The organism is Citrobacter sp. R-1.5.2, from assembly GCF_035064245.1.
Classification (GTDB): Bacteria; Pseudomonadota; Gammaproteobacteria; order Enterobacterales; family Enterobacteriaceae; genus Citrobacter.
The window spans coordinates 1-15,338 of sequence record NZ_JASEYC010000010.1 but is presented as its reverse complement, the minus strand read 5'-3'; the positions used below and the strand labels follow the sequence as shown (position 1 = coordinate 15,338).

At 49.0% G+C, this 15,338-nt stretch carries 14 protein-coding genes and 1 rRNA gene; 13 read left to right on the top strand and 2 right to left on the bottom strand.

Annotated elements, in window-relative coordinates:
- Positions 1 to 5 precede the first annotated feature (5 nt).
- From prmA to QMN38_RS17185, 6 genes are all read left to right on the top strand, one after another.
- Positions 6 to 887, top strand: a complete 882-nt coding sequence (gene prmA / locus QMN38_RS17210) for a 50S ribosomal protein L11 methyltransferase (protein ID WP_271449003.1) — start codon at positions 6 to 8, stop codon at positions 885 to 887.
- A gap of 140 nt (positions 888 to 1,027) precedes the next feature.
- On the top strand, positions 1,028 to 1,768 hold the full coding sequence (locus QMN38_RS17205) for a carbonic anhydrase (RefSeq protein ID WP_323605428.1): 741 nt from the start codon (positions 1,028 to 1,030) through the stop codon (positions 1,766 to 1,768).
- Between the two features lie 327 nt (positions 1,769 to 2,095).
- Entirely contained in the window at positions 2,096 to 3,061 is a 966-nt protein-coding gene (gene dusB, locus QMN38_RS17200) for a tRNA dihydrouridine synthase DusB (RefSeq protein ID WP_271441679.1), read from the top strand.
- Positions 3,062 to 3,086: 25 nt separating this feature from the next.
- Positions 3,087 to 3,383, top strand: a complete 297-nt coding sequence (gene fis, locus QMN38_RS17195) for a DNA-binding transcriptional regulator Fis (RefSeq protein WP_000462905.1) — start codon at positions 3,087 to 3,089, stop codon at positions 3,381 to 3,383.
- Between the two features lie 87 nt (positions 3,384 to 3,470).
- On the top strand, positions 3,471 to 4,328 hold the full coding sequence (gene yhdJ, locus QMN38_RS17190; protein WP_323605520.1) for an adenine-specific DNA-methyltransferase: 858 nt from the start codon (positions 3,471 to 3,473) through the stop codon (positions 4,326 to 4,328).
- 109 nt (positions 4,329 to 4,437) lie between these two features.
- Positions 4,438 to 4,602: a DUF2556 family protein gene (locus QMN38_RS17185; protein WP_003025279.1), complete on the top strand. Its 165-nt coding sequence runs from the start codon at positions 4,438 to 4,440 to the stop codon at positions 4,600 to 4,602.
- 52 nt (positions 4,603 to 4,654) lie between these two features.
- Here QMN38_RS17185 and envR read toward each other — a convergent pair whose 3' ends face one another.
- Positions 4,655 to 5,311, bottom strand: a complete 657-nt coding sequence (gene envR / locus QMN38_RS17180) for an acrEF/envCD operon transcriptional regulator (RefSeq protein WP_271441680.1) — start codon at positions 5,309 to 5,311, stop codon at positions 4,655 to 4,657.
- 410 nt (positions 5,312 to 5,721) lie between these two features.
- Between envR and QMN38_RS17175 the strand changes: the two genes are divergently transcribed.
- From QMN38_RS17175 to QMN38_RS17145, 7 genes are all read left to right on the top strand, one after another.
- Positions 5,722 to 6,879, top strand: a complete 1,158-nt coding sequence (locus QMN38_RS17175) for an efflux RND transporter periplasmic adaptor subunit (RefSeq protein WP_323605427.1) — start codon at positions 5,722 to 5,724, stop codon at positions 6,877 to 6,879.
- Positions 6,880 to 6,890: 11 nt separating this feature from the next.
- Complete coding sequence (locus QMN38_RS17170; protein ID WP_323605426.1) at positions 6,891 to 10,004, top strand: efflux RND transporter permease subunit; 3,114 nt, start codon at positions 6,891 to 6,893, stop codon at positions 10,002 to 10,004.
- Positions 10,005 to 10,274: 270 nt separating this feature from the next.
- Positions 10,275 to 10,496, top strand: a complete 222-nt coding sequence (locus QMN38_RS17165; protein WP_048213468.1) for a putative periplasmic lipoprotein — start codon at positions 10,275 to 10,277, stop codon at positions 10,494 to 10,496.
- Between the two features lie 460 nt (positions 10,497 to 10,956).
- The gene (locus QMN38_RS17160) at positions 10,957 to 11,982 is read left to right on the top strand and encodes an amino acid ABC transporter substrate-binding protein (RefSeq protein ID WP_323605425.1); all 1,026 of its coding nucleotides are present in this window, start codon (positions 10,957 to 10,959) and stop codon (positions 11,980 to 11,982) included.
- A gap of 69 nt (positions 11,983 to 12,051) precedes the next feature.
- Complete coding sequence (locus QMN38_RS17155; protein WP_323605424.1) at positions 12,052 to 13,233, top strand: amino acid ABC transporter permease; 1,182 nt, start codon at positions 12,052 to 12,054, stop codon at positions 13,231 to 13,233.
- 9 nt (positions 13,234 to 13,242) lie between these two features.
- Positions 13,243 to 14,346 carry an amino acid ABC transporter permease gene (locus tag QMN38_RS17150; protein ID WP_271441684.1) on the top strand — a complete coding sequence of 368 codons (1,104 nt, stop codon included), beginning with the start codon at positions 13,243 to 13,245 and terminating at the stop codon, positions 14,344 to 14,346.
- A 7-nt stretch (positions 14,347 to 14,353) separates the two neighbouring features.
- The gene (locus QMN38_RS17145; RefSeq protein WP_048213472.1) at positions 14,354 to 15,112 is read left to right on the top strand and encodes an amino acid ABC transporter ATP-binding protein; all 759 of its coding nucleotides are present in this window, start codon (positions 14,354 to 14,356) and stop codon (positions 15,110 to 15,112) included.
- A gap of 147 nt (positions 15,113 to 15,259) precedes the next feature.
- Here the strand turns inward: QMN38_RS17145 and rrf are convergent.
- Positions 15,260 to 15,338, bottom strand: a 5S ribosomal RNA gene (gene rrf, locus QMN38_RS27210); the annotation flags it as partial.

Below are 15,338 nucleotides of genomic sequence, written 5' to 3'. Positions count from 1 at the left end.
TTGCCATGCCATGGATCCAACTGAAACTGAACACAACGGGTGCTAACGCAGAAGAGTTAAGCGATGCACTGATGGAAGCAGGCGCTGTTTCCATCACTTTCCAGGATACGCATGATACACCTGTGTTCGAGCCCCTGCCGGGCGAAACTCGCCTGTGGGGCGATACCGATGTAATTGGTCTGTTCGATGCCGAAACCGACATGAAAGAAGTGGTTGCTATTCTGGAACAGCACCCGCTGCTGGGCGAAGGCTTCGTGCATAAAATCGAACAGCTTGAAGATAAAGACTGGGAACGCGAATGGATGGACAATTTCCACCCTATGCGCTTTGGTGAACGTCTGTGGATTTGCCCGAGCTGGCGCGATGTTCCGGATGAGAACGCCGTCAATGTGATGCTGGACCCTGGTCTGGCGTTTGGCACAGGCACTCATCCAACGACCTCTTTGTGCCTGCAGTGGCTCGATGGTCTCGACCTCAACGGTAAAACAGTGATCGACTTTGGCTGCGGCTCCGGCATCCTGGCAATTGCAGCACTGAAACTCGGAGCAGCAAAAGCGATTGGCGTCGATATCGATCCGCAGGCCATTCAGGCAAGCCGCGATAACGCCCAGCGTAATGGCGTATCTGACCGCCTGGAGTTATACCTGCCGAAAGACCAGCCAGAAGCGATGAAGGCCGACGTCGTGGTCGCCAACATCCTGGCAGGCCCATTGCGTGAACTGGCGCCGTTAATCAGCGTCCTGCCCGTTGAAGGCGGTTTGCTGGGGCTTTCCGGGATACTGGCCAGCCAGGCTGACAGTGTCTGCGAAGCCTATGCCGATCTCTTTACGCTCGATCCCGTCATCGAAAAAGAAGAGTGGTGTCGTATTACCGGCAAGAAAAAATAGTCCTTTCCCGTGGCCTCTCTGTAGGCCACGTTTTCCCTTTTTTTGTACCTCCCCCGCCATCGTCGCAATGCTAAAATACCCTACTTAACTCATTGAAATTAAAGTATTAAATAACATTAATTATTCATTGGACGAATTGTATGAAAGCAACATTTGGTAAGGCGGCGCTGCTAGCGCTAAGCATCATACCCGTAACGGTTTTTGCATCTCACTGGGGTTACGAGGGAGAAGGTTCTCCAGAACACTGGGGCGCGCTCAGTGAAGAGTACAAAACTTGCCAGACTGGGAGGAATCAATCCCCGATCAACATCGACACCGCGCTTACAGCGCACCTCTCACCGCTTAGCGTTCACTATACCGATGGGCCGGTCACGCTCATCAACAATGGTCATACCATCCAGGCGGGTCTAAAGGTCTCGACCGATGATACTGTGGCCATTGATGGCACACCATTTACTCTCCAGCAGTTCCATTTTCACGCGCCGAGTGAAAACACCATTCATGGCAAACATTACGCTATGGAGGCACACCTGGTGCACAAAGATGCAAAAGGCGATGTTGCTGTCGTCGCGGTAATGTTTGATGTCGGCACTGAAAACGCAGAATTAAATAAGCTGTGGACCGTGATGCCCGAAAAAGCTGAGCAGAATATCAACGTCACCACGCAGATGGATCTCAACGCGCTTCTGCCCGTCGATAAGACTTACTGGCGCTTCAGCGGTTCTCTGACGACACCGCCCTGCACCGAAGGTGTAACCTGGATTATCCTGAAGCACCCGATGACGCTTTCCGAAACACAGCTAAAAAAATTCACTCGGGCCATGCATCACGACAACAACCGCCCCGCACAACCGCTCAATGGCCGCGTGATTGTCGAGTAATCCGCAAAAAACCCTACGATCATGTTCTGAAATGAGAGCATAGTCACACTATGTCACAATAATCTGCTGATTAATTCAGCAGATTATCTTGCCAGACCGCCTGACCTCGAAGAAAAAATGAGAAGTTACGCAAAATTATATGCGTATATAAAATCGACACATTTTTATAATGCAATGATTTATATGATTAATTATTTTCACCCGCTCAGATTTACGGCAATTCATTGATCCACCTCAGTGGATTGGTCAAAGTTTGGCCTTTCATCTCATGCAAAAAATGCGTAATATACGCCGCCTTGCAGTCACAGTATGGTCATTTCTTAACTCATGCGCATCGGACAATACCAGCTCAGAAATCGCCTGATCGCAGCACCTATGGCTGGCATCACTGACAGACCATTCAGGACGCTGTGCTATGAGATGGGAGCAGGATTGACGGTATCCGAGATGATGTCTTCTAACCCGCAGGTTTGGGAAAGCGACAAATCTCGTTTACGTATGGTGCACGTTGATGAGCCAGGAATTCGCACGGTGCAAATTGCCGGTAGCGACCCTGTTGAGATGGCTGATGCCGCACGTATTAACGTGGAAAGCGGCGCCCAGATTATTGATATCAATATGGGGTGTCCGGCTAAAAAAGTGAATCGCAAGCTCGCAGGTTCAGCCCTCTTGCAGTACCCGGATTTAGTGGAATCGATACTAACCGAGGTCGTCAATGCAGTGGACGTTCCTGTCACACTCAAGATTCGCACCGGCTGGGCTCCGGAACACCGTAACTGCGTAGAGATTGCCCAACTGGCTGAAGACTGTGGCATTCAGGCTCTGACCATTCATGGACGCACCCGCGCCTGTTTGTTCAATGGAGATGCTGAGTACGACAGTATTCGGGCAGTTAAGCAGAAAGTTTCCATTCCGATTATCGCGAATGGCGACATTACTGACCCGCATAAAGCCAGAGCTGTACTCGACTATACGGGGGCGGATGCCCTGATGATAGGACGTGCAGCTCAGGGAAGACCCTGGATCTTTCGGGAAATCCAGCATTATCTGGACACTGGGGAGCTGCTGCCCCCGCTGCCTCTGGCAGAGGTGAAGCGCTTGCTTTGTGCGCATGTTCGGGAATTGCACGACTTTTATGGTCAGGCAAAAGGGTACCGAATTGCGCGTAAACACGTATCCTGGTATCTCCAGGAACACGCTCCAGATGACCAGTTTCGGCGCACATTCAACGCCATTGAAGATTCCAGCGAACAGCTGGCGGCGTTGGAGGCATACTTCGAAAATTTTGCGTAAACAGAAATAAAGAGCTGACAGAACTATGTTCGAACAACGCGTAAATTCTGACGTACTGACCGTTTCTACCGTTAACTCTCAGGATCAGGTAACTCAAAAACCCCTGCGTGACTCGGTTAAACAGGCACTGAAGAACTATTTTGCTCAATTGAATGGTCAGGATGTTAACGATCTCTATGAGCTGGTACTGGCTGAAGTAGAACAGCCCCTGTTGGACATGGTGATGCAATACACCCGCGGTAACCAGACCCGTGCTGCCCTGATGATGGGCATCAACCGTGGTACGCTGCGTAAAAAACTGAAAAAATACGGCATGAACTGATACTAATCAGCGAAATGTTTGTTTTAAAAGGCGCTACTCGGCATGGGGAAGCGCCTTTTTTATTCGCGTCACACGGAGGCTTTGGTGATGAAAGCAAGATGTGAACCTGTCTACTTTGGTGATGAATCAAAAAAGATAATCCAGGGTGATGCGCTAACTGAACTGAAAAAGCTGCCGTCTGAAAGCATCGATCTGATCTTTGCCGACCCGCCTTATAACATCGGGAAAGATTTTGACGGGTTGGTAGAATCCTGGGACGAAGAGAGCTTTCTGGCCTGGCTGTTCGAGTGCATTGATGAATGCCATCGAATATTAAAGCCACAAGGCACCATGTACATCATGAACAGTACGGAGAACATGCCGTACATCGATCTCAAATGCCGACAGCTTTTTACCATCAAAAGCCGTATTGTGTGGGCCTATGATAGCTCGGGAGTACAGGCCAAAAAGTACTTTGGCTCCATGTATGAACCGATCCTGATGATGGTCAAAGACCCAAAAAGTTATACATTTAACCGTGATGATATTTTGGTTGAAGCGAAAACGGGGGCGAAACGCGCGCTGATCGATTACAGAAAGAACCCACCTCAACCCTACAATCATAAAAAAGTACCGGGTAATGTCTGGGAATTTCCACGCGTCCGCTACCTGATGGATGAATACGAAAACCATCCAACCCAAAAGCCTAAAGCTCTGCTGGAACGCATCATTTTGGCCTCCTCGAATCCAAACGACTGGGTGTTAGATCCGTTCGCGGGTAGCTTCACTACCGGGGCAACCGCAGTGGGTTTGGGGCGTCAGTTTGTCGGTATTGAAATCAATGATGAATACGTAAAAATGGGACTGCGGAGACTGCGTATTAGCTCCCATTTTTCAGAGAATGAGCTTGCAAAGGTGAAAAAGCGTAAGACGAAAAACCTGTCTAAAAAGAGTCGATTACCGTAAAAGAGCGGTGGAATTTCAGCAAAGTAAAAGCATTGTAAGTCTGCTTTTCAGCTTTTAGATTTCGTGTATATTCCCTGCACGCTTGGGCATGAATACACAGGATTTGGTAATTATTCGCAAGTATTGGTGGCTGGTTGTTTTTGCTGTCTTTGTTTTTCTTTTTGATGCGCTACTCATTCAGTGGATAGAGTTAATGACAACAGAGCACGACAAGTGCCGGAATATGAACTCAGTGAATCCCCTCAAGCTGGTCAATTGCGTCGACCTCGAATAGTGCGCCCGGTGCTTACCGTTCTGTAACTGCCGTCAGTCCATGGCGGCAGAAACTAGCCAGCCTGATCCTCACCCTGAATCAATTGCAGCATGCAACCATCAGGGCTTAACATTTTTAATACATTATCGACTAATACAGGTGCTTGTTGGTAGAGATCATAACTCGCTGGATTCATTAACCAGTTTTTTATTATTCCGCTAAAACTGCCATGCAAAATAATGATGATAACGTCTAGATCAAGGCTGGTAGCGATCAGATTGTTAACCGCACACTGCTGTAAAGACTCACGAATACTTTGATGACTCAGTCCTATTTTATCGCGAATTGTCTGCTCTGATATCATATCGTTATGAAATTCACACTTATGATATAAAATTTGCATTAATGCCTGCTGACGAGGATTCTCAGCAATATATTGCAAACCTACAACTAATTTCTCACGCAACCGCTGCAAAGGATTATCTCCCCAACGACCAATGAGTTTTTCCTGAATAAGGTTGCGGAGAGGAGGTTGTTGTAACCATAGCTCATTAAACAGCTGGGTCTTGTTTTCAAAATGCCAGTAAAGCGCCCCCCGCGTCACGTTGGCGGCGTCCGCAATGTCGTTTAGCGTTGTATTGCCTACGCCGCGCACGGCAAACTGCGCTATCGCAGTTTCAATCAGGAGCTGGCGCGTTTTGAGGGCATCAGCTTTCGTTTTTCTGGCCATAGTTCCGAATGCCTGAGGCAGAGTAGAGAATGATTAACTTTCTTATTTAATATTTACTATACGGAATAAATGTATCACCTGGAGATTGTTTAAACGAGATCTAAACTATTTCATTGTGCTGATTACACACAAATAATCAAAACGAATAAACAACACCAATACATTCACCAATCACATAATCATTTCAATATGTATTTATGCGCATCATAGTATTGCTATTAACGACATAATAAGTCGGTAGCTGATTACTCTTTTTTTGTTTTTACGTGCCGTGCATCGCCCCCATAAATAAGTATTGCTTACATCGCAAGCTAATAATTTGTAGGATAGCCAACTATTATTTTTTGTGCACGTTATCTCCCTCGCCTCACCCGGTAAATAACGAGCTTTCGGTTTTTTAAGGAATAGTAATGACGAAAAATGCCAGGTTCTCACTCCTGCCCTCATTCATCATCATCTCCGCTGCATTACTCGCCGGTTGTAACGATCAGGGGGATACACAAGCTCATCCTGCCGAGCCACAGGTTACTGTCCATGTCGTTGAGTCGGCCCCTTTAGCCGTGACAACTGAACTGCCGGGACGAACGACCTCATTCCGTATTGCAGAAGTCCGCCCTCAGGTCAGTGGGATTGTACTTAAACGGAATTTCACCGAAGGGAGTGATGTTGAAGCAGGTCAATCGCTCTATCAGATCGATCCCGCAACCTATCAGGCAGACTATGACAGCGCCAAAGGTGAGCTGGCGAAGAGTGAAGCGGCTGCTGCCATTGCGCATTTAACCGTGAAACGCTACATCCCGCTGGTCGGCACTAAGTACATCAGCCAGCAAGAGTACGATCAGGCCATTGCTGATGCGCGTCAGGCAGATGCTTCTGTTACTGCAGCAAAAGCAGCCGTTGAAAGCGCTCGCATTAATCTTGCCTACACCAAAGTCACATCGCCAATTAGCGGACGTATCGGTAAATCCAACGTCACTGAAGGGGCGCTGGTCACCAATGGTCAGGCAACAGAGTTAGCTACCGTTCAGCAACTTGATCCTATTTATGTCGATGTCACGCAGTCCAGCAACGACTTTATGCGCCTCAAGCAATCCATTGAACAAGGTAGCCTGCATAAAGACAGCACCAGCAGCGCTGTTGAACTGGTGATGGAAAATGGCCAGTCCTACCCGCTGAAAGGCTCTTTGCAATTTTCTGACGTTACGGTTGATGAAAGCACCGGATCCATCACCCTCAGAGCCGTGTTCCCTAACCCGCAGCACACCTTGTTACCGGGCATGTTTGTTCGGGCGCGTATCGATGAAGGTGTACAGCCCAATGCCATTCTCGTTCCACAACAAGGTGTAACGCGTACTCCGCGTGGTGATGCCACAGTGATGGTCGTTAACGACAAGAACCAGGTTGAGTCTCGTGCCGTTGTCGCTGCGCAAGCCATTGGCGACAAATGGCTGATTAGCGATGGTTTAAAACCCGGCGATAAAGTCATCGTGAGCGGCTTACAGAAAGCACGCCCTGGCGTGCAGGTTAAAGCCACTACCGATGCCCCGGCAGCAGCTGCGGCGCAATAAGGTAAGCGGACATGGCAAACTTTTTTATTAGGCGACCTATCTTTGCCTGGGTGCTGGCCATCATTCTAATGATGGCGGGTGCTTTGGCGATCATGCAACTGCCCGTGGCACAGTACCCTACCATCGCGCCCCCTGCCGTAGCGATTTCCGCAACCTACCCAGGTGCGGATGCACAGACGGTTCAGGACACAGTAACGCAGGTTATCGAACAGAACATGAACGGTATCGATAACCTGATGTATATGTCCTCCACCAGCGATTCAGCCGGGAGCGTGACCATCACACTGACGTTCCAGTCTGGGACCGACCCCGATATCGCGCAGGTCCAGGTGCAAAATAAGTTGCAGCTCGCCACACCGCTTCTGCCGCAGGAAGTCCAGCAGCAAGGTATCAGTGTTGAGAAATCGAGTAGCAGCTTTTTGATGGTTGCGGGTTTTGTTTCTGACAATCCGCAAACTACACAGGATGACATCTCCGATTACGTTGCCTCTAACGTTAAAGACACCATCAGTCGTCTGAACGGCGTTGGCGACGTGCAGCTGTTTGGTGCTCAGTACGCCATGCGCATCTGGCTGGATGCAAACTTGCTGAACAAGTACAAACTCACACCAGTCGATGTCATTAATCAGTTAAAAGTACAGAACGATCAGATAGCCGCAGGTCAGTTAGGTGGTACCCCGGCATTGCCTAATCAGCAGCTTAATGCCTCGATCATTGCGCAAACACGCCTGAAAGATCCAGAAGAGTTCGGCAAAGTCACCTTACGTGTGAACAGTGATGGCTCTGTTGTTCATCTGAAAGATGTTGCACGTATTGAGCTGGGCGGTGAAAACTATAATGTTGTTGCTCGCATTAACGGTAAGCCAGCATCCGGTCTCGGTATTAAACTGGCCACCGGCGCAAACGCACTGGATACCGCTAATGCCATCAAAGCCAAGCTGGTTGAGCTGCAACCCTTCTTCCCGCAGGGAATGAAGGTCGTCTATCCTTACGACACGACGCCGTTTGTTACGATCTCTATTCACGAAGTGGTAAAAACGCTTTTTGAAGCGATCGTGCTGGTCTTCCTGGTCATGTATTTGTTCCTGCAAAACATCCGGGCAACGCTCATTCCGACCATCGCTGTCCCCGTCGTATTGTTGGGAACATTTGCCGTCCTTGCCGCGTTTGGCTACTCGATAAATACCCTAACGATGTTCGGGATGGTGCTCGCCATCGGCTTGTTGGTTGATGACGCGATAGTCGTGGTGGAAAACGTTGAACGTGTGATGATGGAAGATAATCTAGCGCCGAAAGAGGCAACAGAGAAATCCATGTCACAAATTCAGGGGGCTCTGGTCGGTATCGCCATGGTGCTCTCTGCGGTATTCATCCCAATGGCCTTCTTTGGCGGTTCCACTGGGGCAATTTACCGGCAGTTCTCAATCACTATTGTTTCTGCAATGGCGCTTTCCGTGCTGGTCGCATTGATTCTGACGCCGGCACTGTGTGCAACATTACTGAAGCCAGTCTCTGCCGATCATCACGAGAAAAAAAGCGGCTTCTTTGGATGGTTTAACGCCAAATTTGACCACAGCGTCAACCATTACACCAATAGCGTCAGCGGAATCATTCGCAAAACGGGGCGTTACCTGGTGGTGTATCTGGTCATTGTGATTGGGATGGCTGTGCTCTTCATGCGCCTTCCAACTTCTTTCTTACCAGAGGAAGATCAGGGCGTATTCCTGACAATGATTCAGCTCCCGGCAGGTGCAACTCAAGAGCGCACTCAGAAAGTGCTGGATCAGGTCACTCACTACTATCTGAACAATGAAAAAGCCAACGTCGAGAGCGTCTTTACGGTTAACGGCTTTAGCTTCAGCGGTCAGGGACAAAACTCAGGGATGGCGTTCGTCAGCCTCAAACCCTGGGAAGAACGTAGCGGTAGCGAAAATAACGTTGAATCCGTTATTGCCCGCGCAACCCGGGCATTTAGTCAGATTCGCGATGGTTTAGTGTTCCCCTTCAACATGCCAGCCATTGTTGAACTGGGTACGGCAACCGGTTTTGACTTTGAACTGATTGACCAGGGCGGGCTGGGACATGCCGCACTCACCCAAGCACGTAACCAACTGATGGGCATGGTTGCAAAACACCCTGACCTGCTGGTGCGCGTACGCCCTAACGGTCTTGAGGATACCGCGCAATTCAAGCTGGATGTCGATCAGGAAAAAGCACAAGCACTGGGTGTTTCGTTATCTGATATCAACGAAACCATCTCTGCCGCATTGGGTGGCTATTACGTCAATGACTTCATTGACCGTGGCCGCGTGAAAAAAGTATATGTCCAGGCAGATGCTAAATTCCGTATGTTGCCGGAGGACATCAATAATCTGTATGTCCGCAGCGCCAATGGCGAAATGGTGCCATTTTCTACATTCAGTTCAGCACATTGGATTTACGGCTCGCCACGACTGGAACGCTACAATGGTATGCCATCAATGGAGTTGCTGGGAGAAGCTGCACCAGGCAGGAGTACCGGTGAGGCAATGGCCTTGATGGAAAGCCTTGCGGAAAAACTACCAAATGGTATCGGTCATGACTGGACGGGAATGTCCTATCAGGAACGACTGTCAGGTAACCAGGCTCCGGCGCTGTATGCCATCTCGCTGATCGTCGTCTTCCTTTGCCTTGCGGCATTGTATGAGAGCTGGTCGATTCCATTCTCTGTCATGCTTGTTGTACCGCTCGGTGTTGTTGGAGCATTGCTGGCAGCGTCACTTCGCGGGATGAATAACGACGTGTACTTCCAGGTAGGCCTGCTAACGACTATTGGACTTTCTGCCAAAAACGCCATCCTGATCGTCGAATTTGCCAAGGACCTGATGGACAAAGAAGGTAAAGGGTTGATCGAAGCCACTCTTGAGGCTTCCCGCATGCGTCTTCGCCCTATCCTGATGACATCCCTGGCATTTATTCTCGGGGTTATGCCTCTGGTTATCAGCCATGGTGCAGGTAGCGGTGCGCAGAATGCTGTTGGTACCGGTGTTATGGGGGGGATGCTCACCGCAACATTGTTAGCGATCTTCTTCGTTCCCGTCTTCTTCGTTGTCGTTAAACGGCGTTTTAGCCGGCACCACGAATAATTTGTAAAATAAAGGCGTCCATGGACGCCTTTTTACATGATGATGAGTTCTTTACTTATTAATAAGATAGACATTTAATTCCGCTGGAACATTGCAGAAAGAACTTTCAGGCCCGTCCATTTTATCCATTATTTTTACAATCCACATGAATTGAGATTATTCCTCATGTCAGTCTTTTTTTAAGCAGTAGTAAAATAGCGGTCGAGTTCGCAGATGGCTGAGCGTTTACCTTTGCTCAATTAGCGAAACGCTTATTTTTGAGGTAACACCATGAAAAGATTAATACCCGTTGCACTGCTTACCGCATTACTGGCTGGCTGTGCACACGATTCCCCTTGCGTGCCTGTCTATGACGATCAAGGGCGTCTGGTTCATACCAATACCTGTATGAAAGGCACCACGCAGGATAACTGGGAAACTGCAGGAGCGATAGCCGGTGGTGCTGCCGCTGTTGCCGGCTTGACGCTTGGGATAGTTGCCTTGACGAAATAAATAATCATAAAAGCGCGGCTGTTGCCGCGCTTTTAGCAATAATGATTAAATTTTTATATAAGACAAAACGTTGGTTCGAGGCATCATTCATAAAATAAAATTATTATAGATTCTCTTCACATATCCATGACCTCAAATTAGCATTTTCTCTATTCTTCGTTATAACGCACATCCCTTTCATTACTCTCACGCTACAGATATTCACGCCCGAAATTGTTATCTTGCGTCCTGTCTGAAAATTAAATATTTTGCGCTGAAATGTGGCTTACGTTTCAATTTTGCACCACTTCAGGGCGCTGCATTTATTTTTTCCTGTCTACACTCTGCATATTGCGTCGAATAATCGTGCGCAAAAACCTGGCACTACCTTTGCTTAGAAGAGTATGGCCAAAGCCACAGACAGGTAAAAGACGTTTGTAGAACGTTTCCATAACAATAATTCCTCCACACAGGATGCTCTATGAAAAAGATGATAATAGCCAGCCTGGCTGCGGCCGGCGTGCTGCTTGCGGTTGCAAATCAGGCACATGCCGGCGCAACTCTCGATGCCGTGAAGAAAAAAGGTTTTGTGCAATGTGGTATCAGTGATGGCCTGCCTGGTTTTTCTTACGCCGATGCAAGCGGTAAATTCTCTGGTATTGATGTCGATGTATGTCGCGGAGTTGCCGCTGCCGTATTTGGTGATGACAGCAAAGTAAAATATACCCCACTCACCGCCAAAGAACGCTTCACCGCGTTACAGTCTGGTGAGGTCGACATGCTTTCCCGTAATACCACATGGACTTCCTCTCGCGATGCGGGGATGGGCATGTCTTTCACCGGCGTAACCTATTACGACGGCATTGGTTTTCTCACCCATAATAAAGCGGGTCTGAAGAGCGCTAAAGAACTGGATGGCGCTACGGTTTGTATTCAGGCAGGAACAGATACTGAATTGAATGTGGCCGACTACTTTAAAGCCAACAACATGAAGTATACCCCTGTCACCTTTGACCGTTCTGATGAGTCCGCTAAAGCGCTGGAATCAGGGCGCTGCGATACGCTTGCTTCCGACCAGTCTCAGTTGTACGCCCTGCGGATCAAACTGAGCACCCCCGCAGAATGGATTGTACTGCCAGAAGTTATTTCTAAAGAACCACTGGGGCCAGTCGTGCGTCGTGGTGACGACGAGTGGTTCTCGATTGTTCGCTGGACGTTGTTCGCTATGCTGAACGCTGAAGAGATGGGCGTTAACTCGAAAAATGTTGACGAAAAAGCGGCAAATCCTGCAACACCGGATATGGCGCACCTGTTAGGTAAAGAGGGGGACTATGGCAAGGATCTGAAACTTGATAACAAATGGGCTTACAACATTATCAAGCAGGTAGGTAACTACTCGGAGATCTTTGAACGTAACGTTGGATCGGAAAGCCCGCTGAAGATCAAGCGTGGACAGAACAACCTCTGGAATAACGGTGGCATTCAGTATGCACCACCCGTGCGCTAATGCGCAGTGATGCAACGAGCGCCGCAACTGCGGCGCTCAGCCCAGAGTCATAGTTACCGAGGTTTTCTTATGTCCCATCGCCGCTCAAACGTAAAAGGATCGTTATCCTTTTCTAACCCTGCGGTCCGCGCCTGGTTATTTCAAATACTCGCTGTTATTGCAGTCGTTAGCATTGCGGTCTATCTCATTCATAACACCATTAACAACCTGAGCAGTCGCGGTATTACCTCGGGATTTTCTTTTCTCGAACGCAGTGCCGGATTTGGTATCGTCCAGCATCTGATTGATTACGAGCAAGGCGATACATATGGCCGCGTTTTTATCGTCGGTCTGCTTAATACACTGTTAGTCTCCGCATTGTGCATTGTTTTCTCTTCATTTCTCGGCTTTTTTCTCGGATTAGCACGGCTGTCGGATAACTGGTTGCTACGAAAGCTCTCTACAATTTATATCGAAACGTTCCGCAATATCCCGCCATTGCTGCAGATCTTCTTTTGGTATTTTGCCGTATTACGGAATTTGCCCGGACCACGGCAGGCTGTTAGTGCCTTGGATCTGGTCTTTCTGAGCAATCGTGGGCTCTACATTCCGGCGCCACAGATGGGAGAAGGTCTGATTACTTTCAGTGCCGCAATAGTGATTGCCGTCATCATCACCATTGGGTTATTTCGCTTCAACAAAATGCACCAGATCAAAACAGGCCAGTTACGCCGAACATGGCCAACAGCCCTGGCGCTAATAGCGTTTCTACCGATGATTTCACATTGGATTTTCGGCGCGGCGTTGCATTGGGATATCCCTGAACTGCGTGGGTTTAACTTCCGTGGCGGTATGGTGCTTATTCCAGAATTGGCTGCCCTGACACTGGCACTTTCTGTATACACCTCTGCATTTATTGCTGAAATTATCCGGGCGGGGATTCAGGCAGTCCCTTATGGGCAGCATGAAGCGGCACGTTCTCTGGGCCTACCAAACCGGGTAACCCTGCGGCAGGTCATCATCCCACAGGCGTTGCGTGTCATTATTCCCCCACTGACGAGTCAGTATCTGAATATCGTCAAGAACTCCTCTCTCGCAGCCGCCATTGGCTACCCGGATATGGTGTCATTGTTTGCCGGAACCGTGCTCAATCAAACAGGGCAGGCCATCGAAACTATCGCAATCACCATGTCGGTTTACTTGATCATCAGTCTGAGTATTTCTCTGTTGATGAATATTTATAACCGCCGCATCGCACTGATTGAGCGCTAAGGAGCCATGATGACAAAAGCACTGCTGTCTCGCCCCGCACGCCCGAGCAGTAACCAGGCAAGTCGCATTCTATTTTGGGTACGTAAAAACCTGTTCTCTAGTTGGTCAAACAGCCTGCTCACATTGCTATGCGTGTGGCTTATTTGGTCGTTCCTTCCCCCGCTGTTGAACTGGGCATTCCTGCAGGCCAACTGGGTCGGTTCTACCCGGGCCGACTGTACCAAAGCAGGGGCTTGTTGGGTGTTCATCCATGAGCGCTTCGGGCAATTCATGTATGGACTGTATCCACACGATCAACGCTGGCGCGTCAATCTGGCCCTGATTATTGGTCTGCTTTCCATCATCCCGATGTTCTTGAAAACCATCCCCCATCGTGGCCGCTATATCGCCATCTGGGCGGTGGTGTATCCCCTTACCGTCTGGTGGTTGATGTACGGTGGTTTTCTCGGGATTGAGCGAGTAGAAACCCGGCAGTGGGGGGGATTAACACTGACTCTGATTATCGCCTCCGTGGGTATCGCGGGCGCACTTCCATGGGGAATTTTACTGGCGTTAGGCCGCCGTTCTCATATGCCGATCGTACGTGTTTTATCGGTCATTTTCATTGAGTTCTGGCGTGGTGTACCGCTTATAACCGTCCTGTTTATGTCCTCAGTCATGCTCCCGCTATTTATGTCGGAGGGTACAACTATCGACAAACTTATTCGGGCACTGGTTGGCGTCATTCTTTTCCAGTCAGCCTATGTTGCTGAAGTGGTACGCGGGGGATTACAGGCCTTACCAAAAGGTCAGTATGAAGCGGCTGAATCACTGGCACTCGGGTACTGGAAAACGCAGGGGTTGGTGATCCTTCCACAGGCACTGAAACTGGTCATTCCCGGTTTGGTCAATACCATCATTGCGCTATTCAAGGATACCAGTCTGGTCATCATCATCGGCCTGTTCGATCTCTTTAGCAGCGTCCAGCAAGCAACTGTCGATCCGGCCTGGCTGGGGATGTCGACAGAAGGATACGTTTTCGCTGCACTGATTTACTGGGTTTTCTGTTTCAGCATGTCGCGCTATAGCCAGCATCTGGAAAAACGTTTTAACACCGGGCGTACACCGCACTGAGGAATTTATGAGCCAAATAGTAATGCCGTCCACTGACGCGATGATTACGCTGGAAAACGTCAACAAATGGTATGGGCAGTTTCATGTCCTGAAGAATATCAACCTGCAGGTAAAACAGGGAGAGCGTATCGTATTGTGCGGACCTTCAGGTTCCGGAAAATCGACGACTATCCGCTGTATTAACCATCTGGAAGAACATCAGCAAGGGCGTATTGTCGTGGATGGAATCGAGCTCAACGAAGATATCCGCAATATCGAACGTGTCAGACAGGAAGTTGGCATGGTCTTCCAGCACTTTAATCTCTTCCCTCATTTAACGGTTCTGCAAAACTGCACACTGGCCCCTATTTGGGTGCAAAAGATGCCGAAGAAAGAAGCCGAAGTGCTGGCAATGCACTACCTTGAGCGGGTCCGCATTGCTGAACATGCACATAAGTATCCCGGGCAAATTTCCGGTGGTCAGCAACAGCGTGTCGCTATTGCGCGCTCACTGTGCATGAAACCCAAAATCATGCTGTTTGACGAACCTACGTCAGCGTTAGATCCCGAAATGGTAAAGGAAGTGCTGGATACGATGATTGGCCTGGCGCAATCGGGAATGACAATGCTGTGTGTAACACATGAAATGGGGTTCGCCCGCACGGTAGCGGATCGGGTGATCTTTATGGATCTTGGTGAGATTGTCGAACAGGCGCCTCCAGATGAATTTTTTGCCCACCCTAAATCCGAACGAACTCGTGCTTTTTTGTCGCAGGTTATACATTAACGCCACGATTGCCTGCACATATCAGGCCGACAGCAATGCCAACCTCGTAGGCTGGATAAAGCATTAACGCACATCCGGCCTTTTTCCTGATACGTTAAAACGCAAAAAGGCCCAGTCTTTCGGCTGGGCCTTTCGCTTTTATTTGATGTCTGGCAGTTCCCTACTCTCGCATGGGGAGACCCCACACTACCATCGGCGCTACGGCGTTTCACTTCTGAGTTCGGCA